The organism is Falsihalocynthiibacter sp. CO-5D18, from assembly GCF_041205445.1.
GTDB lineage: Bacteria > Pseudomonadota > Alphaproteobacteria > Rhodobacterales > Rhodobacteraceae > Falsihalocynthiibacter > Falsihalocynthiibacter arcticus.
The window spans coordinates 101,032-127,604 of sequence record NZ_JBGFCF010000001.1 but is presented as its reverse complement, the minus strand read 5'-3'; the positions used below and the strand labels follow the sequence as shown (position 1 = coordinate 127,604).

At 54.5% G+C, this 26,573-nt stretch carries 25 protein-coding genes; 11 read left to right on the top strand and 14 right to left on the bottom strand.

Going from position 1 to position 26,573, the window contains the following annotated elements; genetic code table 11:
- Positions 1–41: 41 nt before the first annotated feature.
- The gene (locus AB9F27_RS00585; RefSeq protein ID WP_335583620.1) at positions 42–926 is read right to left on the bottom strand and encodes a dihydrodipicolinate synthase family protein; all 885 of its coding nucleotides are present in this window, start codon (positions 924–926) and stop codon (positions 42–44) included.
- 494 nt (positions 927–1,420) lie between these two features.
- Between AB9F27_RS00585 and dctP the strand changes: the two genes are divergently transcribed.
- The 9 genes from dctP to AB9F27_RS00540 all read left to right on the top strand — a co-directional run bounded on the left by dctP (position 1,421) and on the right by AB9F27_RS00540 (position 10,804).
- Positions 1,421–2,413 carry a TRAP transporter substrate-binding protein DctP gene (gene dctP, locus AB9F27_RS00580; RefSeq protein ID WP_369757448.1) on the top strand — a complete coding sequence of 331 codons (993 nt, stop codon included), beginning with the start codon at positions 1,421–1,423 and terminating at the stop codon, positions 2,411–2,413.
- 108 nt (positions 2,414–2,521) lie between these two features.
- On the top strand, positions 2,522–3,085 hold the full coding sequence (locus AB9F27_RS00575; RefSeq protein WP_039003853.1) for a TRAP transporter small permease: 564 nt from the start codon (positions 2,522–2,524) through the stop codon (positions 3,083–3,085).
- Positions 3,082–4,377, top strand: coding sequence for a TRAP transporter large permease (locus tag AB9F27_RS00570; protein WP_039003854.1), 1,296 nt, complete (start codon positions 3,082–3,084; stop codon positions 4,375–4,377). Before AB9F27_RS00575 ends, AB9F27_RS00570 begins: the two co-directional genes overlap by 4 nt.
- 17 nt (positions 4,378–4,394) lie before the next feature.
- Positions 4,395–5,297, top strand: coding sequence for a shikimate dehydrogenase (locus AB9F27_RS00565; protein WP_335583621.1), 903 nt, complete (start codon positions 4,395–4,397; stop codon positions 5,295–5,297).
- 224 nt (positions 5,298–5,521) lie between these two features.
- Positions 5,522–6,949, top strand: a complete 1,428-nt coding sequence (locus tag AB9F27_RS00560) for an amidase (protein WP_335583622.1) — start codon at positions 5,522–5,524, stop codon at positions 6,947–6,949.
- A 45-nt stretch (positions 6,950–6,994) separates the two neighbouring features.
- Positions 6,995–8,050, top strand: coding sequence for an ABC transporter ATP-binding protein (locus AB9F27_RS00555; RefSeq protein ID WP_335583623.1), 1,056 nt, complete (start codon positions 6,995–6,997; stop codon positions 8,048–8,050).
- Complete coding sequence (locus AB9F27_RS00550; protein ID WP_335583624.1) at positions 8,047–8,949, top strand: ABC transporter permease; 903 nt, start codon at positions 8,047–8,049, stop codon at positions 8,947–8,949. Before AB9F27_RS00555 ends, AB9F27_RS00550 begins: the two co-directional genes overlap by 4 nt.
- Positions 8,942–9,748, top strand: a complete 807-nt coding sequence (locus AB9F27_RS00545) for an ABC transporter permease (protein WP_335583625.1) — start codon at positions 8,942–8,944, stop codon at positions 9,746–9,748. The genes AB9F27_RS00550 and AB9F27_RS00545 overlap by 8 nt, the downstream gene beginning before the upstream one ends.
- 30 nt (positions 9,749–9,778) lie before the next feature.
- Positions 9,779–10,804, top strand: a complete 1,026-nt coding sequence (locus AB9F27_RS00540; protein WP_335583626.1) for an extracellular solute-binding protein — start codon at positions 9,779–9,781, stop codon at positions 10,802–10,804.
- Between the two features lie 55 nt (positions 10,805–10,859).
- Here AB9F27_RS00540 and AB9F27_RS00535 read toward each other — a convergent pair whose 3' ends face one another.
- From AB9F27_RS00535 to AB9F27_RS00525, 3 genes are all read right to left on the bottom strand, one after another.
- The gene (locus AB9F27_RS00535) at positions 10,860–11,891 is read right to left on the bottom strand and encodes a histone deacetylase family protein (RefSeq protein ID WP_335583627.1); all 1,032 of its coding nucleotides are present in this window, start codon (positions 11,889–11,891) and stop codon (positions 10,860–10,862) included.
- A 311-nt stretch (positions 11,892–12,202) separates the two neighbouring features.
- On the bottom strand, positions 12,203–12,673 hold the full coding sequence (locus AB9F27_RS00530) for a hypothetical protein (protein WP_335583628.1): 471 nt from the start codon (positions 12,671–12,673) through the stop codon (positions 12,203–12,205).
- Between the two features lie 123 nt (positions 12,674–12,796).
- On the bottom strand, positions 12,797–13,315 hold the full coding sequence (locus tag AB9F27_RS00525) for a hypothetical protein (protein WP_335583629.1): 519 nt from the start codon (positions 13,313–13,315) through the stop codon (positions 12,797–12,799).
- An 860-nt stretch (positions 13,316–14,175) separates the two neighbouring features.
- Between AB9F27_RS00525 and AB9F27_RS00520 the strand changes: the two genes are divergently transcribed.
- Positions 14,176–14,592 (top strand): hypothetical protein, encoded by a 417-nt coding sequence (locus AB9F27_RS00520; protein ID WP_335583630.1) that lies wholly within the window; start codon positions 14,176–14,178, stop codon positions 14,590–14,592.
- Positions 14,593–14,673: 81 nt separating this feature from the next.
- Entirely contained in the window at positions 14,674–15,174 is a 501-nt protein-coding gene (locus AB9F27_RS00515) for a hypothetical protein (RefSeq protein ID WP_335583631.1), read from the top strand.
- Between the two features lie 51 nt (positions 15,175–15,225).
- Here AB9F27_RS00515 and AB9F27_RS00510 read toward each other — a convergent pair whose 3' ends face one another.
- The 10 genes from AB9F27_RS00510 to AB9F27_RS00465 all read right to left on the bottom strand — a co-directional run bounded on the left by AB9F27_RS00510 (position 15,226) and on the right by AB9F27_RS00465 (position 26,477).
- Positions 15,226–17,220: a TRAP transporter permease gene (locus tag AB9F27_RS00510; RefSeq protein WP_335583632.1), complete on the bottom strand. Its 1,995-nt coding sequence runs from the start codon at positions 17,218–17,220 to the stop codon at positions 15,226–15,228.
- A 6-nt stretch (positions 17,221–17,226) separates the two neighbouring features.
- On the bottom strand, positions 17,227–17,694 hold the full coding sequence (locus AB9F27_RS00505; protein ID WP_335583633.1) for a DUF1850 domain-containing protein: 468 nt from the start codon (positions 17,692–17,694) through the stop codon (positions 17,227–17,229).
- Entirely contained in the window at positions 17,691–18,650 is a 960-nt protein-coding gene (locus tag AB9F27_RS00500; RefSeq protein WP_335583634.1) for a TAXI family TRAP transporter solute-binding subunit, read from the bottom strand. The genes AB9F27_RS00505 and AB9F27_RS00500 overlap by 4 nt, the downstream gene beginning before the upstream one ends.
- 151 nt (positions 18,651–18,801) lie before the next feature.
- A complete protein-coding gene (locus tag AB9F27_RS00495; protein ID WP_335583635.1) occupies positions 18,802–19,836 on the bottom strand; it encodes an SIS domain-containing protein in 1,035 nt (344 codons plus the stop codon).
- 1 nt (position 19,837) lies between these two features.
- Positions 19,838–20,578, bottom strand: a complete 741-nt coding sequence (locus tag AB9F27_RS00490; protein ID WP_335583636.1) for an ATP-binding cassette domain-containing protein — start codon at positions 20,576–20,578, stop codon at positions 19,838–19,840.
- Positions 20,578–21,786, bottom strand: coding sequence for an alanine racemase (locus tag AB9F27_RS00485; RefSeq protein WP_335583637.1), 1,209 nt, complete (start codon positions 21,784–21,786; stop codon positions 20,578–20,580). The genes AB9F27_RS00490 and AB9F27_RS00485 overlap by 1 nt, the downstream gene beginning before the upstream one ends.
- Positions 21,787–21,801: 15 nt before the next feature.
- Positions 21,802–22,755: an ABC transporter permease gene (locus tag AB9F27_RS00480; RefSeq protein ID WP_335583638.1), complete on the bottom strand. Its 954-nt coding sequence runs from the start codon at positions 22,753–22,755 to the stop codon at positions 21,802–21,804.
- Positions 22,756–22,933: 178 nt separating this feature from the next.
- Entirely contained in the window at positions 22,934–23,986 is a 1,053-nt protein-coding gene (locus tag AB9F27_RS00475; RefSeq protein ID WP_335583639.1) for a substrate-binding domain-containing protein, read from the bottom strand.
- Entirely contained in the window at positions 23,983–25,266 is a 1,284-nt protein-coding gene (locus AB9F27_RS00470) for a M20/M25/M40 family metallo-hydrolase (protein ID WP_335583640.1), read from the bottom strand. The genes AB9F27_RS00475 and AB9F27_RS00470 overlap by 4 nt, the downstream gene beginning before the upstream one ends.
- Positions 25,263–26,477, bottom strand: a complete 1,215-nt coding sequence (locus AB9F27_RS00465; RefSeq protein ID WP_335583641.1) for an ROK family transcriptional regulator — start codon at positions 26,475–26,477, stop codon at positions 25,263–25,265. Before AB9F27_RS00465 ends, AB9F27_RS00470 begins: the two co-directional genes overlap by 4 nt.
- Positions 26,478–26,573 lie beyond the last annotated feature (96 nt).

The following is a 26,573-nucleotide window of genomic DNA, read 5'->3' as shown; positions in this document are numbered from 1 at the left end:
CTGATTAGCATGGAGAGCGTTTATGGTAAGCGAGCGGCGCGTCATCCCTTTGCCATGGCCGCTTCATACCCTTGGATGAGCGCCTTCTGGGCCGCTTCGGGCAATTGCGACAGGGGCGGCCGGACGCGGATGAAATCAGGGTCACCGGAGACATGCGCCGTCAGAACTTTGACCGAAGGCGTTACAGGGCCCGCAACCACCATATCAACGATTCCGGACAAAAGCCGCGCATCAGCCCCCTCATGGATAATTTTTCGCAAAAGTCCGGGAAGGAAATTCGAAACCCCGCAAATCGAGCCTTCTGCGCCATTTGCCATGGCTTTTGGCAATTGGCGTTCGTCGCCCACCAAGATGGATATATCGCCATGTGCCGCAAGGTATTTTTGGGTGGTGTCCCAATCGCCGGAACTATCCTTAATGCCTGTGATCACACCGGGATATGCGGCGCGCAATCTAGAAACCAACTCAACGGAAATCGGCACCGCTGTTTGGCTTGGGATGTGATAAAGAATTACGTTTTTAAGGGCATCGCCGATCCGATCGAAAACGGCGCTGTACCACGCAAAAAGTCCATCATCCCCCATGTTCTTCATGAAAAACGGCGGCGCCATCAACAACCGCGACGCACCGCCTGCATAGGCAGAAAGCGCTTGTTCGGCTGCGGTCGCGATATCGCAGGTCAGAATGCCCACGCCAATCGGTGTTTCTTTGGATAGAGCGCCTGAAACCGCTTTTAAAATATCCCGCCGCTCGTGCGAACTAAGGCCAAATCCCTCGCCCGTCGTACCGAAGAGAGTAACGCTGTCACACCCGCCGGAGATGACGAATTTTGCGTGACTGACCACACGGGTCAAATCAGGATCGCCCGTTGGCCCGAATGGCGTTACCAATGCTGCCGAAAGGCCAAAGATCCTAGTTTTTTTCATGCGTTTCCCTCCTGTTTTCGACTAACATGTTAATTTGCTTTATTTGCGGATGTCAACGTGCATTTGCCGCCGAGCTAAAACCTCGAAATGAAATAGGAGGCTCGTTGAAGAAACGCGCACCATACGTCCCCATCTCTCAGTGAATAGTTACGGGCATAAGGCTTACCTCCTGCCCCACGGTTTCCATCCAGTGCAAAAAGTTAAACGCCGCGTAACATGTTACCTTGACACCGAACGGTTGAGTTGCCACAGTTTGGATGAAATCGCGTTACGACCGGAGGGGGGAAAGGGAGTAGTCGCAACAAGACACCCGAAGGGTTTGCGTTGCGAGATTGAATTAAGTGTTTGGAGGAAAACACTTTTTAGCATTAAAACTGAAACCAAGCTAAGTTTAACAAAGTCAGTTTAAACCCCTTGGCCAAATTCCCCACCCAAAGGGTTGGGGATCGAATCGCGGACATGCGCCGCGTCACTAATTTTGGAGGAGACCAAAAATGATGAACTTTACCCGCCGCGCAGTTATTGCGATTACAATGGCCGCAATTGCAGGCCCCACCTTTGCTGCCGACACAATTACTTTGCGGATGTCCTCGCCTGCGTCTGATACCGATCAGAGGTCAGTTGCCCTTGCCGAAGTTTTTGCGCCTGCGATCGCAGAGTTCGCAACTTACGAGCCGCACTACAACGCGTCCTTGATTGCGCAGGGTTCAGAGTTGGAAGCGATTGCCTCTGGTGATCTGGAAATGTCGATTGCATCGGCACAAGAGTTGGCGCAATTCTTTCCTGAGTTTTCGATTTTTGCCACCGGGTATGTCCATCAAGACGCCGAGCACCAAGTGCGCGTGTTCAGCGATCCACTGATGGATCCGTTCAAGGCTAAAGTTGAAGAAGAGCTGGGCGTAAAATTGCTAGCCGTCATGTATCTTGGACGTCGGCACGTGAACCTAAGACAGACAAAAGACGAGTTGACGGTTATGACGCCTGCCGATCTTGCGGGTATCAATCTGCGGATGCCAGGCACGGATGCATGGCAGTTCCTTGGCAAAGCTCTGGGTGCAAACCCCACTCCAATGTCCTTCACCGAAGTTTATACCGCCCTGCAAACAGGCTCGGTTGACGGTCAAGACAACCCCCTTCCTACCGTGGTCGATGCCAAGTTTTATGAGGTAACAAACCAGATTGTTCTAACATCTCACTTGGTTGATTTGAACTACATCGCGCTTTCCAAGGCGACATGGGACGCATTAACGCCAGAGCAACAAGTCACCGTGCAAGCCGCTGCGGATGCCGCAGCGTCGAGTGGTCGCGAGAACCAATTGCAAAAAGAAGTTGATCTTGTGTCTTTCCTCGAAGAAAAAGGCCTAGAAATCTATGAGCCTGATCTTGCAGCCTTCCGCACCCATGTTCAGCAGCAATATGTTGGGTCTGAGTTCGCGGCATCTTGGCCAGAAGGCGTGCTTGAACAGATCAATGCACTCGGAAACTAGGTTCTGACGTTTCCAAACAAAGAGAGAGGCGTGCATCGCGCCTCTCCTACTGCCGCTAAATATAAACAAAAACAGGAATAGGCACCCGATGTATCTGAACGCATTCCGATGACTAAAATCCTGTCTAAATTCACACGTTTTGCCGAAGCTGTTGCCGCAATCATGATGGCGACCATGTTTCTAACGTTCATTTTACAGATCGCTGTGCGGTATTCGGCGCGGCTGGCCTGGTTGCCTGATATTCATCCGATCTTTGAGCCGTCCAACTTTGGCTGGACGCTCGAATTCTGCCTCCTGCTGTGGGTGTGGCTTGTCTTCTGGGGCAATGCATTTGTAGTTCGTCCGCGCGATCACGTCGTTTTTGATATCCTCCTAAACTACGTGCGCCCCTCTTTGCGGCGAAAATTCATCATCATCACCAGCTGTGCAATCTGTGTGGGTTTGTTCCTCGCGATTGAGCCGACATGGGCAAAATTCTACATCCTTCGCCTCAAGAAAACGGCCACTCTCAGTAGCCTTTTGGGCGATTGGGTCCGTATGCGCGACCTCTATTCGATTTACATAATCTTCCTTGTTGTTGTCTCCCTCCGTTATGGCTGGGCTGCATATCGCGCCATCAGGTTTGGCGTTGAAGAGCCGGAAAATTCCAACACGGAGCAAAAAGACGCATGACGTTTGAATTCTTTCTGTGCATCACAACGCTGATGGTTTTGGCAGGGATCGGCGCACCGATTGCCTATGCCATTCTCCTCGCGGTTTTCGTTTACCTTTTCGCGAGCGGTGCTGGCGTTGGGATTGCGGGCAAAGTGCTTATGGATGGGCTTTATCAAAGTTTTATCTTACTGGCGGTCCCCCTTTTCATTGTCGCGGCCAACATCATGAATGCAGGCACCATCAGCGACCGACTGCTAAGCTTCTGTGTGGCTCTTGTTGGGCGTTTTCGCGGTGGTTTGGGGCATGTTAATGTCGTTGCCTCCCTGATCTTTTCGGGAATGTCCGGATCGGCCATCGCAGATGCGGCGGGGATCGGCAAAATCATCATCGAAATGATGACCAAAAGCGGCCACTATACGCGTGGCTACGCAGCAGCAATCACCGCCGCATCTGCCACGATTGGGCCTATCATTCCACCGTCAATCCCGATGGTCCTCTATGCGCTCGTCTCAAACACATCCATTGGCTACCTATTTCTAGGTGGCATTGTGCCCGGATTGTTCATGGGCGGCGTGTTGATGGCGATGAATTGGTGGCTTTCCAAACGGCGCGGATTTGCCTTGGAGGAACCCGTTCCTTTTCGTGAATTGCCACGCCGCACGGCGAATGCGTTCCCCGCGTTATTGATGCCCGCCATCCTGCTTTATGGAATATATGGCGGTGTCACGACCCCAACAGAAGCCGCAGCCGTTGCCGCGTTTTATGCGCTGTTGCTGGCGGCTCTGTTCTATCGGGCGCTAAGCTTTAGGGCGCTCTATCACATCCTCGTCGAAAGCGCGCGTTCGTCTGCGGCGGTGGGGCTGGTGATCGGCGGCGCGCTTATTCTCAACTATGTTGTTGCCTCGGAAAATATCCCGAGCGTCCTCGCACAACATCTGGTTGGTCTTGATGTCGACCCCCTCGTGTTCCTCCTAAGCGTCAACCTTCTATTACTCCTGCTGGGCTGTTTGCTCGACGCCACCACAATCATCTTGGTGATTATCCCGCTGTTCATTCCGACCTGCCGCGAGTTGGGAATTGATCTCGTGCATTTTGGCGTGGTCGCAGTGGTAAATTGCATGATCGGTTTAATCACCCCGCCCTACGGCATCCTGCTTTTTGTCATAACCGCCGTCACTCAAATCCCCCTTTCGGAAATCATCAGCGAGGTTTGGCCGTTTTTGGGCGTGCTTCTGCTGGCTTTACTCTGCATGGTTTTGTGGCCGGGCTTGGTCCTAACCCTGCCCCGCATGATGGGGTACGCAGGTTGAAAGGAGGCGTAATTGCGGTGAGCAAATGGATACCAAATATCGAAAAGAAAGCGACCGAGGGAGCAATGCTTCTGGGCTTGCTCGGACATGGGGTTTCATCCTCCCGCACGCCCCGCATGCACATAAACGAGGGGCAAGCGCAGGGTATAGATATTGACTACCGTTTGTTGGATTTTGCGGGTCGCACCGACGAACCACCCCTGAATGAGGTCCTCGACAAAATCCAAGCGGCCGGTTTTAACGGGATAAACGTCACCTTCCCTTACAAACAAAGCGTCCTTCCTCATCTGGATGTTTTGTCCGTAAGTGTGCGGGCAATTGGCGCTGCCAACACCATCGTTTTTCGCGATGGTGAACGGCACGGACACAACACAGACTCGTGGGGGTTTGGCGAAAGTTTTCGTCGCGGCATGGCCAACACAATTCGCGACAAAGTCCTCCTCATTGGTGCGGGCGGCGCAGGGAGCGCGGTGGCGAAAGCATTGGTCATGGAAAACATCGGGCAACTGCTGATCTGCGACACCAATACCGATGCAGCAGAGCGGCTGGCACACGCACTCAATCACCGTTTCGGAGCCGATCGAGCTTGCGCGGTGACTGACCTTCCAGATGCCGCGCATCTTGCGAACGGGATTGTGAACGCCTCCCCCGTCGGGATGGAAAAACTTCCCGGACTGCCGTTGCCAACAGAATGCATTCAAGCGCATCACTGGGTCGCGGATGTTGTTTATTTTCCGTTAGAAACCGAACTGCTCGCGGCGGCCCGCGCCAAAGGATGTCGTGTTCTTTCTGGTGCGGGGATGGCGCTTTTTCAGGCTGTTCGGGCGTTTGAACTTTTCACCTCTCTGCAAGCAAACCCGACGCGCATGCAGGCCACTTTCGACCATTGGCCAAGTGGCCTTAACGATGGCGGTAGGTAAATTCGAAATCGCCTTTTCATCCCCACCGCAGGCGTAAAGTATACCCTCAGAATTCCCTAACGAAAGTGGAGACCTGAGATCAAAAGATAGCCTAAATACATAGCCCCAATTCCCAACCCGCCCTAAATATAATCACGCCCATGCAGATTGAATGTTTTGGCATTTACAGGGGGTGATTTCCTCCTAAAGAATACTTTTCACACGCAGCTGAAAGCCCCTTTTCCATGACAATAAACAGCTCAGACGACGCAACCTCCATGGCGCAATTAATCGCGTCTGGTGCGGCATCACCAAGTGAACTTTTGGACGACGCTCTCGCGCGGGTAAAGGCTGTAAATCCGGCGCTGAATGCTGTGGTTCTCGTGCAAGAAGACGTTGCGCGGCACGCAATTCGCGAAGGGCTTCCTGACGGTCCCTTCAAAGGCGTGCCGTTTCTAATCAAAGACTTGGGCGCAGAGTCGGTTGATTTCCCGTCCCACAACGGGTCAATCCCATTGAGCGATACGCGCTTTACGTACGACGCCGAAATCTATCGCCGCATGCGCGCCACTGGGGTTGTGACCTTTGGGCGAACAACGTCACCAGAGGGAGGCATTGGCCCCGTCACCGAAGCCGCCGTTTACGGTGGCCCAACTCGAAATCCGTGGGATGTTTCGCGCACCTCGGGGGGATCATCAGGTGGTGCGGGGGCGGCGGTTGCTGCGGGCATCGTCCCCTTGGCGCATGGGTCTGACGGGGGAGGCTCAGTGCGTATTCCGGCCTCAAGTTCTGGATTATTTGGCTTCAAGGCAACCCGCGCTCGGTTTCCCGATGGACCTGCTGCTGGTGAAGGATGGGCAGGCATGGCAATTGATGGATTTTTGTCACGTTCCGTGCGCGACAACGCCACGATGATGGATGCCTGTGCTGGCCCTGACGCGGGGGCGCCCTATGCTGCGCCCGCGATGGAGATGAGCTATTCCGCAGCAATCGCACGTCCGCCGCGCCGCCTGCGCATTGGTATCTGTGACACAACATTTACAGGCGCAGCAATCCATCCCGACTGCAAGGCGGCGGTGACGGCTGCGGCCAAGCTTTTGGAATCGCTTGGACATACCGTGGTGCCTGCGTGCCCAAAGGCCGACCATAACGGGATGATGCGGGCTTGGACCAAAATCGTGGCCTGTGGCACGGCCCTTTCGGCACGGGGCTTGCGGGAACGTCAGAAAGACTTGCAAGGGGTCTCCAAAAGCGCCATCCGCTACGCGCAAGACATCAGCGGCGCTGATTATCTGAAGGCCGTGGGGGATATCCACAGCTATGGCCGACAGATGGCCGCCGCATTTGAAGATTACGACATCCTGTTGTCGGCGACCCTTGCCGAGCCCCCCGCAAAGGTCGGACGGTTCACCCATGAGCGCGACGACTATGAGGCCTATCGCATCGGCGAAGGAGGGGTGTTTTCCTATTCGCCATTTTGTGCCGCGTTCAACGCCAGTGGACAACCGGCGGCATCTGTCCCTTTGCATTGGAACGATGAGGGTTTGCCAATTGGCATCCACCTTGCGGCCCCCTTTGGCGAGGATGCCACCTTGATCGCCCTTTGTGCAGAATGCGAGCAGGCGCAACCTTGGGCCATGCGAAAACCACCCGTATGGTGCGGAAAACCTTGACTAAATTTTGAACGCGTCGCACATCTACCCTAGGGGGATTGTATCTTGAATGAAGAATTTGCCGTCGTCGCACGGAATGTTGGGAAGATATACGGCTCTGGTTCTGCGGCGGTAACAGCCCTTGGCGACGTGTCAATCAGTATCGAAAAGGGCGAGTTTTTCACGCTACTTGGTCCCTCTGGTTGCGGGAAAACGACGTTGTTGCGCTGCATCGCAGGGTTTGAGACGCCGACGTCTGGCGCAATTCTACTTTCGGGTCGTGACATCACCTTCACCCCGCCTAATGCGCGCCCCGTGAATACCGTGTTTCAATCCTACGCCCTGTTTCCGCATCTTTCTGTCGCGGACAACGTGGGTTTCGGACTTAAAATGTTGGGCAAGTCACGCGATGAGGTGGCCAAGGCTACCGCACGGGTATTGGCCTTGGTCAAGCTTGAAGCCTTCGCCGACCGGATGCCCCAACAATTATCGGGCGGCCAGCAACAGCGCGTTGCTTTGGCGCGCGCGCTTGCTCCTGAACCGGAGGTGCTCTTGCTCGACGAGCCGCTCTCGGCCCTTGACCTTAAGCTACGCAAAGAAATGCAAAGCGAGTTGAAACGCCTTCAGACAGAGACTGGGATCACCTTCGTATTTGTGACCCACGATCAGGAGGAAGCGCTTACGATGTCGAACCGGATCGCGGTCATGTCGGCGGGACAGCTTTTGCAGGTCGGAACACCGCATGATATCTACAACCGTCCCGTAAACCGCTTTGTCGCGGACTTCATCGGCGAGACGAATTTCCTCCCTGGTAATGTTGAGGCCGGTGGGGTTCGGATTGGATCGGGGGAAGTCCTTGCTGTGCCGCTGACGGGGCAAACTGGCGCGGTAACCCTCGCGATCCGGCCTGAGCAAATCGGGATTGGGGACGCCGCTACGGGCATTCCCGCCAAGGTTGTCGACGCGACCTATCTGGGAACCGACACGCATTACACATTGGCGCTGAGCGATGAGGGTCGCCTTGTGGCGCGGGTGCAAAGCAACGCCGGTGCACCCCTAAAAATCGGCGATGCCGTAGGGGTCAATATCGACGCCGAAACGGTGCAGGTTTTAGAAGCATGAGCGCCCTTGGCAAAGGGCGTAGTAAGGGGAGCAATGGCTGGCTTTTGTCCATGCCCGCGCTGTTGTTACTGCTCGTCGCAGCAAGTGGGCCATTGCTGATTGTCGTGACCTATTCGTTTCTGGAAAAGGGCGACTACTCTGGTGTGCGCTGGGTTTTCTCGGGGGATGCTTGGTTTCGGGTGCTGTTTCAAAAGGACATTTTTGACGGCACTGTAAGCCTAGCGGACGCCAACCTTTCCATCATCTGGCGTTCGGTAAAACTCTCGCTATCGACGACCGTGATCGCCTTTGTGCTCGGCCTGCCGACTGCGTGGTTTATCGCGACACGTCCGCCGAAATACCGCGCATTTTGGCTGTTTCTGATCACAATCCCCTTCTGGACAAACCTGTTAATCCGCACCTTCGCGATCATGGAAGTGATCCGCAATCAGGGTCTTTTGAACACATTTCTCATCCACTACGGGCTGATTTCAGAGCCGATCCAGATTTTGTATACCGACACGGCTGTGCTAATCGGGATGGCCTATGTCTATCTTCCTTTGATGGTGTTGCCGCTGTTTGCAGCGATCGACCGGTTTGATTTTCGGCTGATTGAAGCGGGTTACGACCTCTATGCCTCGCGTTTGCAAATTCTTCGGCGGGTGATCTTGCCGATTATTCGCCCCGGTATCGTGGCGGGGTGTATTCTTGTTTTCATCCCAAGCCTCGGTGCTTATGTAACGCCGCGCGTTTTGGGTGGCGGCAAAAATATGATGATCGGGAACTTCATTGAGCTGCAATTCGGACAAGGGCAAAACTGGCCACTCGGAGCTGCGCTTTCGACGGTGCTATTAGTTGTCGTTCTCGGCTCGCTGTTAATCTATACACGCGTTTCATCGCGGGAGGACCCGCATGGGTAAGCGTAAATCTTTTGACGTGACCAAGCTGCCCGGCTTTACCTTCTTGGCGCTGCTGTCTTTTGTGTTGCTCTATGCGCCAATCGTCACGCTGGTTTTCTATTCGTTCAATGGCGGCAATTCCGTCAATCAATGGGGCGGGTTTTCGTTTAAATGGTACGCCATCGCGGCCCAGAACGAAGCGGTGCAAGGTGCTGCGATGCGCTCCTTTGTGATCGCAATTTGGGCGTCCGTTATTGCGACAACCGTGGCGACGATGGCGGCTCTTGGCACCACTCGACGGGGGAAATTCAAGGGCCAAACCTTCATCTATATCGTCATCAACCAACCTTTGATGGTGCCCGAGATTGTTACGGCTGTTGCGCTTCTGATCTTCTTCTCGTCGATCAAAATCGCTACGGGCTATACGGGCCTCGGCTACCTTATCATCGCGCATTCGGCCTTCTGTGTGCCCTTTGCCTATTTGCCGATCAAGGCGCGACTTGAAGGGATGGACACCGCAATGGAGACCGCCGCTGCCGATCTTTATGCCTCACCATGGCAGACGTTTCGCTATGTGACCCTCCCGCTTTTGATGCCCGGTGTGGTCGCGGGGGCGATGCTCGCGTTTATCATCTCCCTTGACGACGTGATCATCACCGAATTTGTCAAATCAGCGGGACAGGATACGCTCCCCACCTATATGCTGGGCCAATTGCGCCGTGCGCTGACACCTGAAGTCAACGCGATCTCAACCGCTTTGCTGGCGGTCAGTGTGCTCGTACTAACTCTCTTTTTTCTCGCCACCCGGAAGCGGGGCTAGACCCTGCCTTCCCATTTTAAGGAGTATCACATGAAATCTTTTCTTATCGCCACCACGGCTTTGCTCGGCGGCACGCTTGCTGCGCAAGCCGAAGGCCAGTTGAACCTTTTCAACTGGGGGAACTATACCAGCCCCGAAATGATCGAGAAATTCACGGCTGAAACAGGGATCACCGTTACGATCACCGATTATGACAGCAACACGACCGCCCTTGCCAAGGTTGAAGCAGGCGGCTCTGGTTTTGACCTTGTGGTTCCTTCGGCCAACTACGTTCCGATCTTTGTTGAAAAGGGCCTATTGGCTGAGCTGGATCACTCGCGCCTTTCCAACATCGGCAACGTTGCGCCTGAATGGGTAAATGTACCTTGGGACGAGGGGCGGACCCACACCGTTCCATGGCTTTGGGGCACCACCGCTGTTGCCGTGAATACGGCTGATTATAGTGGTGATATTAACACCTCTGACATCTTCCTTGACCCGCCTGCCGAACTGATTGGCAAGGTCAACGTGGTTCCCGAAATGAGCGACGTTATGGCGCTTGCGATCTTTAACGTTGGCGGCGAAGCTTGCACCGAAGATCTCGACGTGCTGCGTAAGGTTCGTGACAAATTGATGGCGGCAAAACCGTCATGGTTGTCGATGGATTATGGCACCACAGACAAGCTTTCGTCGGGTGATTACGCCGCTTCCGTGAACTGGAACGGGTCCACAATGCGCGCGCGCCTGAACAACCCGACCGTGGCCTATGGATACCCCGTCGAAGGCTACCCCCTTTGGATGGATTCGGTTGGCTTGCTGGCGGATGCGAAAAACGTCGACGAGGCCTATCAGTTCCTCGATTTCGTCATGATCCCCGAAAACGCAGCAATGATCTCGTCCTTTGCCCGTTATGCCAACGGGATCGCAGGGTCTGCGCCGTTCATGCCCGAAGAGATGAAAACCGCACCAGAAATCGTTGTGCCCGCAGAGTTTGTCTCCGCAGGGAAATTCCTGCCAACCTGCCCACAAAGCGCGACTGAACTTTATACCGCTATTTGGACCGAACTGGTCAAATAAGCAAATGTGGCGGGGCCTGTTTCGGGCCCCGCCCCCCCTAAACGCAAAAGCGATTTCAAGCGTCGGCAAATCCTTCGAGTACGTTGACTGTATTCAAACCGACCATCTCAACCGCATACCCCCCCTCCATACAAAACACGGTAGGCAGTTTCATCCGCCCAATGCGACGGCCCGCATCGGTGAAATCATCGCTCTCCAGTCGAAAGAAGCTGATTGGGTCATCCTTATAGGCATCCACGCCCAGCGACACGACAAGTACTTCCGCGCCCCATGCGCTGATCTTGGCAATCGCCTCATCAAGCGCCGCAGACCATTGGCTATAGCCTGTCCCAGATAGCATCGGGTAGTTGAAATTATATCCCTCGCCCTCGCCGCGCCCCTTTTCATCGGCATAGCCGATAAAATAGGGATAGGTCTGTTGTGGCGCGCCATGTAGCGAGGCGAATAACACGTCTGCGCGTTCGTAAAAAATGTCTTGCGTACCATTGCCGTGGTGAAAATCAATATCGAGTACGGCAACCCGCCCCGCACCTGAATCGCGAAACATTTGTGCCGTAACGGCCGCATTGTTGATAAAACAGAAACCGCCGTATTGGTCGGCCGTTGCATGGTGCCCAGGTGGGCGGCAAAGCGCAAACGCGGCATTTGCCCCCGCCGCAACATGACGTTGCGCGGCCTGTGCGGAGGCCACGGACGACAAGGCTGCTTTCCACGTCCCCTGTGTAATGGCGGTTTCCGAAGCATGGCAATAGTACCCAACTTTCCCGTCGATATTTTCGGGAATGCGATCCATATGCATGCCCCGCGCAGGGACGTTCGCGGCAATAATCTCGCCTCCCATTCCCGCCGCTTTCCATTCATCCCAAGCCGTTTCCAAGAAGGTCAAATAACCCGGATCGAGTAAAGCGGTAATCGGCGCCATATCGACCGCTTCAGGTGCAACCACATCTAAAAACTGCCGTTCTCTCAAACGGTTAAGGATGTATTCAAGCCGCGACGGTCGCTCAAACGGCGTGACAAACTGCCCACCCGACAGTTCCGCTTGCGGAAAATGGAGCCTGTGATCTTCACTATAAAATACGCGCATATGAGGTACAGCCCTTCCAAGCCGATTCAGCCAACGTCGTATTCTAGCAGGCGTAGATGTATTGCAAATCCTTCATTTCGCAAGATCAATAACTTGATCCTCCCCCAAAGCAATTTTAATCACCAGCGGTTCTATGTGGCCGTCGAAAATCAACATATAACCTTTGGGCGCGAGCGGAACTTGGAACCGTCGAAGGTGAAGCCAACAATATCAATGCGGGTTGCGATCCCTTGTGCCGCCAACGCCCTGAGTACCTCTTCGATGTAGCCGTCACCGGTCTTCTCACCGCCCGTCAAAACGCCGCAAGTACCTCAGAGATCGGCGTATGGGCAGATCAATTGCGCATGCCTGCTTCCAGTGGCGCAAGATAAAGCGGTATCGCCATTCGTGTCGAACAGATCAGGATGCGCGCGCCCATTCACCCCGATCAAGGCCGACTGCCTTCTCGATAGCCCCTCGGTTGCAATGGGGATTACCTTCGGTTCGAGCGCGTTCGGTTGCTTATAGGCGCTGGTTTGCGAAATCTCGCCCCCTTCGCCAAGGATTGGTAGGCATCGTGTTCTTATTGTTGTTTGACCAATGGTTCGGCGGAACCAAACGCGATACTCGTGCAGAGACAGTTTTGCCAAAGAGCCCACGGCCCACCCCGTTTCAGAAGCCGTGAGCGTCACCATAGAAGGGACAAAACTGTCGTACCCGTCGATTGAGAACGTAAAGGGCAATGCGCAAAAACACAGGTCTGCGCCTAGGAGAACGCGGCGTTGAAGCCCCTCAATTTCCACACCAGATTAACTGCAAAAAAGGGCGGAAGCACCGAAGATCTTTTAGGGCGACCCTTCGGTTTTAATTGGCTTGGCCTGTGCCTTGGGTTGGAGTCTATAAGCTCTCGCAACTGTCGCCTGATTTTAGCGGATCATTGTCACCGTACGCCAGCTTTTCACAGGCATGCCTCTGGCCACCGCCGACGTGTGAAAGATGCCGTACATCTGATCCACGCCAACCACCATCAGGCGTAAAGTCATTTCCATGACCACGCCGTCCATTGATACTGTCGTGTGGCCGATCAGGCGGGCCAGTTTCTCGACGCCGCAGCCCATCAGCGTTTCAACATCCGACGAGGTCAGCATGGGCGCCGGAGCCCCGTCGTCGGCTGCGTGTTTCTCAAAACTCCACGCTGGCTCATCTGCCCAGAGGAACGGTATAGGAGCTTGCGCTTCGGGATGTGTACCAACCAGTTGCCCTGAAGGCAGCATTTCGATCTGCATCGTGTCGGTGTCGCCGCTCGCGGGGAAAGGCATCGTCATAGGACCCGCCACATAGAACCCCGCGTGGTGCTGAATTTTCCACGTTCCGACAAACAGCGCATCGACCTTCGCCCAAGCCTCTGGAGTGCCATAACCGCAAGCCACATCAGGCGCGGCCAAAACAGGCGCCCCCCATGAAGATGCCAAAAAAATAGAGCCGGAAAGATGCGAAATACCTTCATTTTCAAATCCAGTGCAAAAGTCAAAAAAGGGGGGCAATGTGTTCTAAATAGCATGAACATGTGGTTTTCCTATCCAAATAACTAGCCCCCGCAAGAACATAGCTTGGCAAATTTTCATAACTGGTAAGAAGTTACGACCACGACCAGAGTTTTTCCTGTTCGCCTTACGTCTTAAAATTCCGAATATTGAAGTGATGCCACTGCCGCCGTTAGCGATTTCGCAACGGAAATCTAAGGAATGGAACCGACTAAACTTAAGCCATCGGAAATTAACACCTTGCCGCGGGCGAGAATGTCTTTTGGCAAGCCGACCCCGTCGCCAACACATTCATTGGCCCAAAGATTTTGACGATCTGCACCACCGTAAAACATCAAGATTTGATCAGACTGCGGTGGGCTTTCGCGGGGGTTCAATAGTAATTCTGACGTCACTGGTCGCTTTGGGAACCGTCAGTTCGATCACATTTTTCTTCATCCAACCCGCCGCGCCGTCCAGTTCCCCGTCAATAAAATTAGTTGAGGGCCTGTCAGAGTTTTCTTATGTGACCGCCTTTTTCATAACGCTCCATATAAGATCCAGCTGCACCAAGCGATGCTGTGGCATTAATTTCCTGTATCAGAACCGCCAGTTTGTGTCGTGTGCGCCTGATTTCTCTCCAACGCTAAACCTATTGCAAAGCCGCAACCTTGAGCGGACTTGCGATACTATGCAATCTCGCTCAAGGTTACTAATTTGGTTAACCATTTGCGTGAAAAGCCCTAATTTACAGCCCGCTTTTCCGGGAGTTTTTAGACATCATGATCAAACATATTCTTTTAGCATCCGTTATTGGCCTGACGACGCCCCAGATTGCGACGGCGCAGGATCAGCCTGTCAAAAAGAATTTTGCCCAGCAGATGGAGGAATCCATTCAGCAGCAGCTTGCGGACGAGGAAGCCCAACGACTTGCCCTTGAGGCCGCAAAACCGACCGCAGAAAGCATTGCCGCAGATTGCAACGCCCAAGGCGACCTCGCTGTGCGGGGCTTAATCATGAGCCAAGATGGCTTGCCCGTGGAAGAGGCCAAAGCGGCGATCTTGGCATCGCCCGAAGGTATCGGCGCATTGGAACCACTGGGCGCCAGTTATTTGATTGAGATGGTTTATACTTATCTTTCCAAAAGTACGCCCGAAGCAGTGAAGGCCAGAATCGTGGAGCAATGTTTGATTAGGTAAGGGCTGTAGGCGCAATCCTTACCTTCCGCGACATATTTCCAAATCCAGTGTTTTTCTCACGCACACTTTGAAAGGCCACATATGAAGCCCTCTTTTTTCCTTGCCTCCGCAATCTGCGCGTTACTTTTGACGGGAACGATCGCGCCTGCGGACGAGCCGCTGTTGCTGTTGATACCCGAAGACCAGTTGCGCACCATTTTGGAGTTCGCGCCTGACGACGGTTTGAAAATGGCCGCGTGCGATGGAAACCGCACGTTCACATGCACCTACATCTGGGGCGCGCCCGACGCAGATGACGCTCTGCGTATTGAATTGGGGGCAAAGCCTGATGGCAAAAGGCTTTATGTGATCGCGGCCCGCGCCGCGAGAGCCTCTGATTTTGATCGCGTGCTCGCAGTTTACAAAGACGCAGTTCCGGTTGCGGATTTGGGTGTCCAAGCCGTTTGGTCAGAAATGCGTGGGCAATTGTCGATTCTCACTGCCGACAACAAGGTCATTCACGTCAATACCGACATGACCCAAAGCGATGATCAGAAAACCGCCGCAATCACCATAGCCAATCTGGTGCTTGCGACTCCCTAAACGAGCATCAAATAAGCCACGGGCGCCTTGCACGACAGGACGGCAAACGCATCACGCCAAACCATTTACAGGAAATTCGCGGCGACCTCGGGACCAATTTAGCGTCAGCATAGTTACCAAGATTGCAACTCCCACAATCTCGACCCGCAAATCTGGCCAGAAGACCGCAATAACTCCCGGCACGATTAGCAACCGTTGCCATAAAACAATCGGTGCGAAAAGATACCCCTCAAGACAGGCGGCAAAGGCGGTGAGAGCAATAATCGCGAGAAAACCGCTCCAAAGAACCAATGGGATTGGTCCGCCAAGGATGATGCTTTCGTTGAACACCATGAAAAGCGGGATGAGGTACAGCCCCTTGGCAAATTTCCACGACTGTAAACTGGTCTCCATCGGTTTTGAGCCAGCAATCGCGGCCCCCGCAAAGGCCGCGAGCGCCACCGGCGGCGTGACGTTACTGTCTTGCGAATACCAGAAAACCACCAGATGCGCGATCAGAAGCGGCACGCCGAATTCCGATGTTAGTGCGGGGCCGACGAGGATGATGAGCACGATGTAGGCTGCGGTTACCGGCAAACCCATACCGAGGACTAAGCTTGCGAGGAGCACGAGGATCAGCGCCAAAACGATGTTGCCACCCGAAAAGGCGATCATCATCGACGAAAATTTCAACCCAAGTCCGGTCAGCCCGACAACGCCCACAATGATCCCCGCCACCGCGCAAGCCATCGACACAGCAACCGCATTCCGCGCGCCCAATTCCATCGCTTGCGCCGTTAAGGACAGCCCACGACGACACAGTGCAACAAAGCCGTCCATGGTTGGTCGGTCGGTTGCGTAGCTCCACAACGCGCGGGCCGAAGCCGCTACGACCACCGATATAATCGCGTAAAACCCTACCCGCATCGGCGAATAACCCGACACCAGCAACCATACCAACGCCACCAGCGGAAGCATGAAATGCCATCCGTCAGCCATCACCCTGCGCACACTCGGCAGTTCTTCGGCTGTCAGGCCCTTCATGCCCTGTTTGACCGCTGCGATATGGACCAGCAGATAGACCGCGCCAAAATAAAGGAAGGCGGGAAAAATCGACACCAGCACGATATCGACATAGGGAACCTGCGTGAATTCGGACATCAGGAACGCGCCCGCGCCCATAAGGGGCGGCATGATCTGTCCACCCGTGGAGGCCGCGGCTTCGATACCGCCAGCCTGCGCGGGCCGATAGCCCAGTTTTTTCATCAATGGGATCGTGAAGGCTCCCGTGGTCACAACATTGGCGATTGCCGATCCGCTAATCGAGCCCATGCCGGCAGAGGCAATCACGGCAGCCTTGGCTGGCCCGCCCCGTTGCCGCCCCGTCGATGCATAGGCCAAATCAATGAAGAATTTGCCCGCGCCAGTCACCTCAAGGAACGCGCCAAAAAGCACGAAGACGAAAATGAACGTGGCAGCCACACCCAATGGTAGGCCGAAAATCCCCTCCGCTCCGAGGGTCAGCTGGCTTGCCAAGCGGTCCAGAGTATAGCCCCGATGGTTAAGAATACCGGGCATCCAATCGGAGAGAAACGGTAACTCGCCACGGTTGCCAGCAAAGGCATACACAATGAAGGTCGCGCCGATAATTGTCATGCCAAGGCCTACAGCACGACGCGCGCCCTCAAGCACAACCAGCGTCGTGATGACCCCGACAGTGATGTCAATCGGGCGCGAAAAAATCGAATTGGCGATAATGTCGATGTTCATCGGCAACCAAACGCCGACCAAAACTGCACAGAGTACGAGCGCGCCGTCGATAACCCAACCAAGCACGCCACGCACGCGATCTTGGCCGAAAACCGGATAGATCAGAAAGCAAAGTGCCAGAATAAATCCCAGATGGATCGGGCGCTGAAAAAAGAGACCAAGGGGCTGTAGCCCAGCGGCGTAAAGCTGAAACAGGGAGAGCAGGATGCCGACGATGGCTATCGCACGAAGCAAGAGGCGCGAGGTCGCCACAGTTGGCTGTGGCATTGGGGGGCGTTCTGCAAGATCGGTGGTCATCGTCGATTAGTTCCTTATTAAGGCAATGCGAACGCGCGCACGCGGGGCAACAGCCGAAAGCGAGACTTCAGTCCCGTCCATGTTAATTCGATGATCTACAAATCCCGCACCGGGACGTAGGATATAGGCGTTTGTGGGAACGGCCTCGTCGATATCTTCAATCCAGTAACCGCCCTGCCCGTCCGACACTTGAACGCCGCGTCCGGGGATATGGTCAAGTCCAGCGGCGAAATCCGGCAGATGAGCGCGCACCAAAACCATGCGGCCCCCGCGATTTTCATAGCAATCCGACACCTCGAACCCTTGCACGGAATGATGCCAAAGCACGCACCAGCCTGCCCCGTCTGGGGCATCAAACACGGCAAGCGATTCGCCGGTGTCCACTTGGGTCGCCGTCAGAGTATCGGCTTGTGCGACCAAAGCGTTAAACGAAAGGAGGAGAGCGCAAAGCCCCCCTCCGAACCATGATATCATGGGCGCAATTCGTCAGGAACCGTCGCACCAATTTCCTCAAAATAGCGGATCGCACCAGGGTGGAGTGGGATCGGCGAGGCCGACAGAGCCAGCTCAACGGTTGTCTGGTTTGCTGCAGGGTGAACCGCTTGAAGCTCTGCGATGTTTTCGAACATGGCGCTGGTGATCTGATAGGCAAGATCATCCGACATTTCCGAAGACACGACCAAGACGTTGGGCACGCCAATCACAGACGTATCCGCATCGACGCCGACATAGGTTCCGCCCTTGAGCGTGGTCACGGCAAACACCGGATTGGCGGCGTCCGCTGCGGCCAATTCTTCGGCACCAAGTTCGATCAAAACAATATCGTTCGTAGTCGCAAGGTTGAGAATTGACGAGGTTGGCGCACCAACCGACCAGAAGCCAGCGTCAATATCGCCATTGGCCAGCGCATCTGCGGTTTCGTTGAAGTTTAGGCGTTGTTCATCAATATCGTCATAAGAGATGCCGTTTGCCGTCAGAATTTGCTCGGCGTTGACCTCAGTACCGGAACCGGGGGCGCCGATGGAAATGCGCTTACCGACCATGTCCTGAAGCGAAGTAATACCGCTGTCTTTCAGGGCCACGATTTGCACCATGTTTGCGTATGCAACGCCAACTGCGCGCAGCATGGGCAGCTGTTGCCCCTCAAAGCGGCCTGTTCCAGTATAGCCCTGTAGTACCGTGTCGGCCAAAGCAAGCGCGACATCGGCATCGCCCGTAGCAATCAGGCCCATGTTCTCAACGGATGCGCCTGTAACTTCGGCGGTCGCGGCATAGCCGTCGACATGGTTGTTGATGATTTCCGCAAGGCCGCCGCCAATTGGGTAATAAACGCCGCCGGTTCCACCGGTCGCGATTGAAAGCTGTTCCTGCGCGAAGGCAGGTGCGGCCATAACCAGTGTGGCAGCCGCGAGTGTCTTGATAAATTTCATAGTTTAGTCCTCCCATAGGTCCATTTTTGATTGCACCACCTTATGGGGGTGACGAGGACTTTCCAAGAGTGCTGTCAGACTAAATCGAACTCTTCTACATTAGGCCAATATTACTGCCCCAAATTGCGCGCGGATTATACATGCCCAAAGTTCACATGGTGACAGTCACTTTATTGAGCCCCACGGGAGCATCGGCGTTTTCGCCCAGATTTTGCGCCAAAACCTCAACAAAACTGTAGAATGCAGTAATCTGTATCAACGGAAGTACGAGGGGATTGGTCACCACTGGAACAGGCAGGTTCATTTTTAGGCCCATAGAAGAAGAAATCGAGAACGCGGCTGCGCCTTTTTCCCCCATAGCTTTGGCCGCCGCTTCAACGGAACTGCGAGAACGATCCTCAGGATCAAATAACAGAGCGGCAAATTTTTGGTCTGCGAGGACGACGGGGCCATGCAGCACCTCTGCCGACGAAAAAACTTCGGCGTGGATGCGGCAGGTTTCCTTTAATTTCAGCGCCGCTTCGGCAGCAACGGCCAGTCCAGGACCACGGCCAACCGTGAAAACCGATCCAGCCCTTGCGAGGGCCAGTTCAGCTTTTGACCAATCGCAGGTTAGCGCGGCGCGCAGTACGTCAGGAAGGCCGCGCAAGGCTTTTTCAAGGTCTTTGTCTTGTGTAAAGCCCGCAACGAAACCCAAAATCGCAAACAAACTGCTCACGAATGATTTAGTCGCCGCGACCGCCTTCTCTGGCCCTGCGAACACTGGCAACACGGTTTGCGTGCCATGCCCAAGGGGGCTGTTTACCTCATTGAGAATTGCCAATGTGCTTGCTCCGCCCTTTTTGGCGGCCTCTTGCAAAGCGACAAGGTCAGGGCTTCCACCCGATTGCGAAATGGACAGGCAGATAAAATTATCCAACTTCAACGGGGTCTCGTAAATGGACGCAACCGAAGGGCCAATGGACGCAACAGGCAAACCCGTTTGTATTTCCATGACGTATTTGAAGAACGTCGCCGCGTGATCTGAAGTACCGCGCGCGCAAGTGACAAATCCCACTGGATTTGATGTCGCAGCCTTGCGCCCAGCCTCCATGTACCCTGCGAGGCCTTCATTGATCTGACGGGCGATCACATCTGGAATTTCACGGATTTCACCGGCCATAATTGTCTCGATTGGCTTATTCATCTCACGCTACTCCGGTGATCATAGAAACGATTTCGTTCTTGTCTGTCTTGGCTGTTTCGCGGATGCCGATTTGCTCGCCCCGACGTAAAACACAAATGCGATCGGACAGGCGAAAGACCTGATCCAAGCTGTGACTGATGATGAGGATTGCGAGGTTCTTGGCTTTGAGCGCGGCGATTTGTTCTTCTACCCGCGCGGTTTCCGCCACCCCGAGCGCGGCTGTCGGCTCGTCCAACAAGATGAGTTTACTTGCCCACGCCGTCGCACGCGCAATCGCGATCCCTTGGCGTTGCCCGCCACTTAATTCGCTGATTGTTGAGCCTGCCGATGGGATACGGACATCAAGTTCGTCGACAAGATCCTGTGACTCTCGCAACATACGCGCTTTGTCTAGGAGGCCGAAAGGGGGCTTGGTTAGCTCCCGCCCCAGAAACATATTCATATAAACGGGCTGTTGGTCGGCCAAGGCGAGGTCTTGATAGACCACTTCGATCCCCTTGGCGCGCGCGGAACTTGCGTCGCTAAAACTTGTAGGTGTGCCATCCAGAGAAATTTCGCCGGATGTCGGGCTGTACACACCCGACACGATCTTAATCAGCGTGGATTTCCCTGCACCATTATCGCCAACAAGGGCCACGATCTCGCCTGCTTCAAGGTCAAGCGAAAAATCCTGAATTGCCACGACACCGCCAAAGGATTTGTGAATGTTTTTGAGGGAGAGAACTTTTGTATCGGATGCCATTAGAGAGCCCTTTCTGGCCAACCAGTGACCTCGCCGAAAATGTTTTCTATTGTCGTGACTTTGGGGGTGCCCGTTGAGATGCCAGAGATACCTACGATATTTGCGCGCGTAACGAAGGCCTGCCCCCTAAATCCGAACACGACCGTATCGCCCGTTTTTGGTTTTACGGGCCCAGTGGCGTCAATCATCCCGTAATAGTCGATGGCGGAATAATCGGGAATTTCGGCACTGGCCAAGGCCTTGCGTGCGCTTGTCGGTTCCGAAGAAACGATGGCCTGAACATCATATTTCGGGAACACCGGATCAATATAAAAACCGCCGCCGAAGCAGAACGCATTGCCGCCGTGATGGTGCGAGACCTCGCTAAGATAAAGCACGGCGGGGTTTTCGGGCAAATCCTCAACCGCATGCAGCGGCGTCGTGCCATGCAGCGCATTTCCGGGTTCACATTGGGTCGCGCCCGCCTCAGCCAGCGCAGCCAACATCACCGTGGAATTTGTGCCGGGAGCGTTTATTTCAATGTCGGAACGCCCCGCCGCCGCCAGCGCTTCGGAAGCGCGCGCAAGAGTTGCCAAATTCGGAGTTGTTTTGACTTTGCGGCTTTCTCGATCAAACAGGAGCGCAGGAAATGTGGTAATCCCTGCAAATGCTGCCCCTTCCATCGCGTCAATTTGATCTGCGACATTACAAATATCTGAGGCGGCAAACCCACCTTCGTGGCCACGATAAAACGTATCCCCTTCTGTTTGAATACGCGCCATCAAGTTTTGCACCCGTCCTGCCTTAACCGCTGCATTTGCCGCCTCGCGGGCCTTATCTTGGCTGAACACCGTCCAATAATCGGGCTGCAATTTAGCGGCGGCAAACTCGGCGTCACGCTGTGGCACTTGCACGAGATGACCGAGGTGGCCCGTTTTGAGACCCGCCCGATGGCAGGCAACGGCACAATCCATGTCAACGGCAACGGAGCGGTCAATCCCCCCACGCATAATCGCCTCACAGAACCCCGAATGACGGCCAACCTGCTTGGTCATGGCAAATGTTTTGAGGCCCAGCGCATTGGCGGTCGCCACGAATAATCTTGCGTTGCTTTCGATTGCATCAAGATCGAGAACATAAGAGTTTGGCGGGATCGCGCCCGATTGATGCAAGGCCATCGCGGCCTCAATGAACTGCGGATTTCTTCGTAGAAGTACGTCTAGGAACATCTTTTAGGTCCTCGCTTATCGGCTGCTGTCGCGGAGAGATACCGCTACGGCAAGGAGAATAATTAGTCCTCGAACAATCATTTGATTGGAAACTTCGAGATTCATCAGGATGAGTCCGTTGTTCAGCATCCCCATCATCAGCGAGCCAACGAGCGCGCCAATGACGGAGCCTTTGCCGCCTTTGAGGGCGGTGCCGCCAACGATGACCGCCGCAATGACTGTCATCAGATCACTTTCACCAAGCGTGTATTTCGCCGCTTGCAGGCGACCCGCATAGAGCAACCCAGCCAAGCCAGCTGTCGCGCCACAAATGGTCAGAACATAGAAGCGGATGCGGGGAACTTTGATGCCGGAAACTTGGGCTGCGCGTGGATTATCACCCGTCGCCAATACATGTGCGCCAAAGCGCGTATTGCGATAGACCAGATGTCCAACGCCCACGGCAATGGCCGTCCAGATTACCAGTGAGGGGATCGAAAAGAGCTTGCCAGACCCGAAGATACCCGTGAATGTTTCGTTCAAAACGGGGATCGAGCGCAGATTGGTCATAGACCGCGCAATCCCCGCAAAGAGACCCATCGTCGCCAAAGTCACCAGAAAGGACGGGAGCTTAAGATAGGCCACGAGGGCGCCATTCAAAGCGCCGATGAGGATACCCGCCCCCAAGCCCGCAATCACACCGACGGCCATGCCGAAACTTTGCATCGCGACCGCTGCGGATAATGCCGACACCGCAACAATGGATCCAAAACTCAAGTCAATTTCGCCAGCGGATAAGGCAAAGACAAGGCCAATTGCCATAATCGTCGCAGGCGCGGTCTGCAGCAAAATATTCGTTAGGTTCCGTTGGGTTAGAAACCCGTCGTCATGCAGGGTAAGCGCAAAGAAAATGAAGATTGCAACAAATCCGAAGTAGACAACCATTTGCTGGAAGTCAGCGCCGTTTAGTCGGGATTTTATATGTGTCATATCAGCCTTCCAGATGAGATTTGACATTGGGTCGAAGGCACCAAACGATGATTTCGCGTGAAGTGTTGCCAGCTTAATTTTAAGCCGACTTCACTTGTGGATTCCTGTTGGGGGTATCTCGTTCGCCGCTAGGCGAAGCGGTCGACGGCCCAATAAAGACTGGGACGCCCGTTTTATTTTAGTTTGCGCTCAGGCTTTCTGGCGCTTCGATATGCAAGGATTTCATCCAACCTTCGGCGACATTGTCGGCCGTCACAGTGACTGCTGGGGCCACGATAAACGGTGGTACGTCTTGATCCAGCAGGTCAAGAATGGCCGCAGCAGCCATCACACGGCCAAGTTCATAGGCCTCATCCGCAATAATCGCAGCCACGTTCCCACCACGGACCATGTCCAATGCAATCGGCTCGGACAAATCTAGGGTGACGATTTTAGTGGTTGAATTTCCGTTGGCCCGAAGCGACGCCAAAACACCCTCGGCTGGTCCCGCCCAAGTGACATAGATACCGCCAATGTCGGGATTACGAAGCAACATTGCGTTCGCAATATCTTCTGCGCGCGCGGGATCGCTGATCCCCTGTTCGGCAATGATCGAGATATTCGGGTAGTCGTTTTCGATCGTCGCCTTAAACGCGTTATCCCGTTGATTTGTTACATAATATTCCGCATCGTGGAAAATCCAGCCAACAGTGCCTTCATTTCCCATCGCGGCGGCAAGTGCGTCCGCTGCTTGCTTGCCCATTTGGAATAAATCATCCGTTGCGATCGCCGCGTAGTCGGCGGGATGCTCATATCCCGAAGGTAGATTGGACAAGAACACAAGTTTCACACCCTCTTCCTTGGCCTCTTGGAAGGCGGCCGCCGATGTGACGGGATCTAGGGGGAGGGACAGAATGATATCCGGCGCTTTTACGAGGGCGGTTTCGATGTCGCTCCGCTGTTTCGCGGCATCAAAACCGGCGCTTGTCGTCGCAACAACCGTAATGCCAAAGCGCGTGAATTCATCGGTCGCGCCTGCCGTTACCGCGTTTACGAAATCCGACTGGTCATGCCAGAGAAGCGCGGCCGTATACGCGCCCGCGCGGACCGCCTCTGCGCTGGTGTCTGGAACCACAATCGCCGATGACGGGGTTGCGGCCTCGCCTTGGGGACCCACTGTTTGGGCGGCGACGGGAAGTGCTGCCAGAGCAAAAGCTGCGCCAGACAGGACGTTTTTCAGTAAGTGTTTCATTGGTTTCCTCCATTTAAATTCGTTGACTCAGTTTTCGTTCCACAGAAGCGTGCGATAAAAAGTGCAAAGGCTCGGACACCCGCAAGATACTCGCTCACCGCGACGCGTTCCTCAAAAGTGTGGGCAATACTGATGTCGCCGGGGGCGCAATAAACGGTTGGACAGCCGATTTCATTCACGAGGAACGGGCTTTCCGACCAGTAAGGCGCTCCGCCGATTTCAGCCGTGGCCCCCCTTACCTCTGTGACGCATTTGGCGAGAGATTTTGCTGCGGGATGGTCGGGGTCGATCTCAACGGGCGACCCGCCAAAACGGTGATCGCGCCCAGCGGGATAGGTGATATCGAAAGAGATACCGTCGTCGAACGCGACACCCTTCACGACCGCTTCAAATTGCGCTACCGCTTCGTCGAGGTTCTCGCCGGGGCGCAGTTTTCGGATCAACGAAAGCTCACATTCGCCAGGGACAGCAATATAGCCGCCGCCGTTGATTTTCGTCACCAAGATGTCGGAAGCACCGACCAAAGGATGAGTTGGACCTTGGGCAAGCTCCTCGGCATGCTGCCAAAGTGCGGTGAGAAGTTGGTGTGTTGCCTTTAGCGCGTCGACCCCGTCTTGTGGCGTTCCAAAATAGGCGGACTTCCCTGTGATCGAAATCTCCGCGATGAAAAACCCGATCTGCGCGGTGTAAACATCCAATTTTGTCGGCTCAACATAGACGGCGAAGTCGGGTTTAGCGATTTCTCCTGTGACGATGCGTTTCACCAAATCTTTTGCGCCAGCACTAACGCCCGTGTTTGGCTCGCCACTCTCCTCATCGCCGATAAATGCGAAGGAAACGGTGCCCGCCAATTGCATGCCAACAGTATCAAGGAGTCGTAAGGCCGCGAGGGCAGAACAGATGCCTGCCTTCAAGTCACAGGCACCTCGGCCCCAGATTTCGTTGTCGATAACGGGGGCGGAAAAAGGGTCTTCTTGGGGCTGCCCTTTCCAGTGTTCGGCCCAACCGCGCACATGAACAGTATCAGTGTGCCCGACGAACATAAGATTAGGGCCATCTGTGGTCCCCACCCGAGCGCCCCAAGTGTTCGGACGGTCGGGAAGGAAGTCGCCCGAAGCAGGCTTCAACCCTATCTGTGTCATCTCTGACATAAGGAAATCGACAAAATGGCCCTCATTGCCGGTGACACTTTCGCAGCCGATGGCCCCGCGAAGCAGTTCAATGTCGGTACGCGCATCTTGCCGGGCCTCAAGCTTGGCAATCAAATCAAAATCACTCATGCGACGTCCTCCTGATAGGTCTTCAGTTGCGGTGCAGGGATGATAATTTTCGCGCCCGGAAGCCCACCAGAAAATAATGCAACATGCAGCCGGGACAGCGCGATGGACGTGCCGCCAGCGAGCGCCGCGTGATTTCCAAGGGCGGAGACTTCAATCGGAATCTGTCTTGGGAAACACTTGCGAATTTCAGGTTCAATCAGCTTAGTGAATTCGTGGCGCGCGCCAATGGAACCGCCGATAACGACACATGCGGGGTCTACCACGGCGGCGATTGCCGCAATCGCCCGTCCAATATAACGTGCCGCTTGGGTCAACACTTTTTCCGCCGCGGCATCCCCAGCTAGTGCGGCATCAAACACCTCAGGGACGGATTTTTGGACGCCCGTTAATTCCAAATAGTGGCCTTTGATCGCGTTGGTTGCGGTCATGCGTTCCAGCGCGCCAACCTTCAAGCTTTCGGCCTCATATGGATTGGCACCAAAGGGCAGATACCCGATTTCGCCCGCCGCACCCGTTGCGCCACGCACCAACTGCCCGCCAATAACAAGGCCAGCACCGATGCCCGTTCCAATCGACAAAAAGACCAAGTCGTCCTTTTCTCCCTGATGCGTCATCCAGTGCTCCCCTAACGCAGCGAGGTTCACATCGTTTTCCACCAGCACCTCGATCCCGAGGCTCTCCTGCATCAAAGTCGGAAAATCGATAGCGTCGATCCCCGCAATGTTGGGCGCCATATTGATGTTGCCACTCGCCGAATCCAAAACGCCGGGAACGCCAACGACGGCAACGCGGATTTTATCGGTGCTAATGTCCAAATCCGACGCAGATTTATGAATAATTCGGCCAATCTGGGCAACGACATCCTTCCCGCCAGTCTGCACTGTGGGTTCCATGATTTCAGAAACAACCGCGCCAGAAAGATTGCAAAGCGCGACGCGAACCTTCGTCCCTCCAAGATCGACGCTGGCCACCAAGGCCGCTTCGGGAACGATTTCATAGACAACTGCCCGACGCCCGATGTTTCCCTCAGTGCGACCAACGGTTTGTACCCATCCGTCCTCTTCAAGCGAGGCAACAACTTCGGAAACCGTCTGCTTAGACAGGCCCGTCATCTTTGCGACACTCGCCCGCGAAATGGGCCCATAAGTCGTAATTGCCTGCACAACTGAACTCAAAGTCATCCTTCGGGAAATATTTGTTGGATCAATCATGGCGCACCCTATTAGTTCGTCTAGATACCGAACTAATAGGGATTCGAAATTTAAGTCAACGTTTTTTTGGATAATTTGCGGAGGGATTGACCAATT

Coding starts and splice junctions, on each gene's coding strand:
- AB9F27_RS00515 (WP_335583631.1), top strand. CDS start 14,674: ATGAAGCCCTCTTTTTTCCTTGCCTCCGCAATCTGCGCGTTACTTTTG.
- AB9F27_RS00495 (WP_335583635.1), bottom strand. CDS start 19,836: ATGAATAAGCCAATCGAGACAATTATGGCCGGTGAAATCCGTGAAATT.
- AB9F27_RS00505 (WP_335583633.1), bottom strand. CDS start 17,694: ATGATATCATGGTTCGGAGGGGGGCTTTGCGCTCTCCTCCTTTCGTTT.
- AB9F27_RS00560 (WP_335583622.1), top strand. CDS start 5,522: ATGACAATAAACAGCTCAGACGACGCAACCTCCATGGCGCAATTAATC.
- AB9F27_RS00545 (WP_335583625.1), top strand. CDS start 8,942: ATGGGTAAGCGTAAATCTTTTGACGTGACCAAGCTGCCCGGCTTTACC.
- AB9F27_RS00480 (WP_335583638.1), bottom strand. CDS start 22,755: ATGACACATATAAAATCCCGACTAAACGGCGCTGACTTCCAGCAAATG.
- AB9F27_RS00475 (WP_335583639.1), bottom strand. CDS start 23,986: ATGAAACACTTACTGAAAAACGTCCTGTCTGGCGCAGCTTTTGCTCTG.
- AB9F27_RS00490 (WP_335583636.1), bottom strand. CDS start 20,578: ATGGCATCCGATACAAAAGTTCTCTCCCTCAAAAACATTCACAAATCC.
- AB9F27_RS00465 (WP_335583641.1), bottom strand. CDS start 26,477: ATGATTGATCCAACAAATATTTCCCGAAGGATGACTTTGAGTTCAGTT.
- AB9F27_RS00470 (WP_335583640.1), bottom strand. CDS start 25,266: ATGAGTGATTTTGATTTGATTGCCAAGCTTGAGGCCCGGCAAGATGCG.
- AB9F27_RS00575 (WP_039003853.1), top strand. CDS start 2,522: ATGACTAAAATCCTGTCTAAATTCACACGTTTTGCCGAAGCTGTTGCC.
- AB9F27_RS00520 (WP_335583630.1), top strand. CDS start 14,176: ATGATCAAACATATTCTTTTAGCATCCGTTATTGGCCTGACGACGCCC.
- AB9F27_RS00500 (WP_335583634.1), bottom strand. CDS start 18,650: ATGAAATTTATCAAGACACTCGCGGCTGCCACACTGGTTATGGCCGCA.
- AB9F27_RS00540 (WP_335583626.1), top strand. CDS start 9,779: ATGAAATCTTTTCTTATCGCCACCACGGCTTTGCTCGGCGGCACGCTT.
- AB9F27_RS00485 (WP_335583637.1), bottom strand. CDS start 21,786: ATGTTCCTAGACGTACTTCTACGAAGAAATCCGCAGTTCATTGAGGCC.
- dctP (WP_369757448.1), top strand. CDS start 1,421: ATGATGAACTTTACCCGCCGCGCAGTTATTGCGATTACAATGGCCGCA.
- AB9F27_RS00550 (WP_335583624.1), top strand. CDS start 8,047: ATGAGCGCCCTTGGCAAAGGGCGTAGTAAGGGGAGCAATGGCTGGCTT.
- AB9F27_RS00585 (WP_335583620.1), bottom strand. CDS start 926: ATGAAAAAAACTAGGATCTTTGGCCTTTCGGCAGCATTGGTAACGCCA.
- AB9F27_RS00510 (WP_335583632.1), bottom strand. CDS start 17,220: ATGACCACCGATCTTGCAGAACGCCCCCCAATGCCACAGCCAACTGTG.
- AB9F27_RS00535 (WP_335583627.1), bottom strand. CDS start 11,891: ATGCGCGTATTTTATAGTGAAGATCACAGGCTCCATTTTCCGCAAGCG.
- AB9F27_RS00570 (WP_039003854.1), top strand. CDS start 3,082: ATGACGTTTGAATTCTTTCTGTGCATCACAACGCTGATGGTTTTGGCA.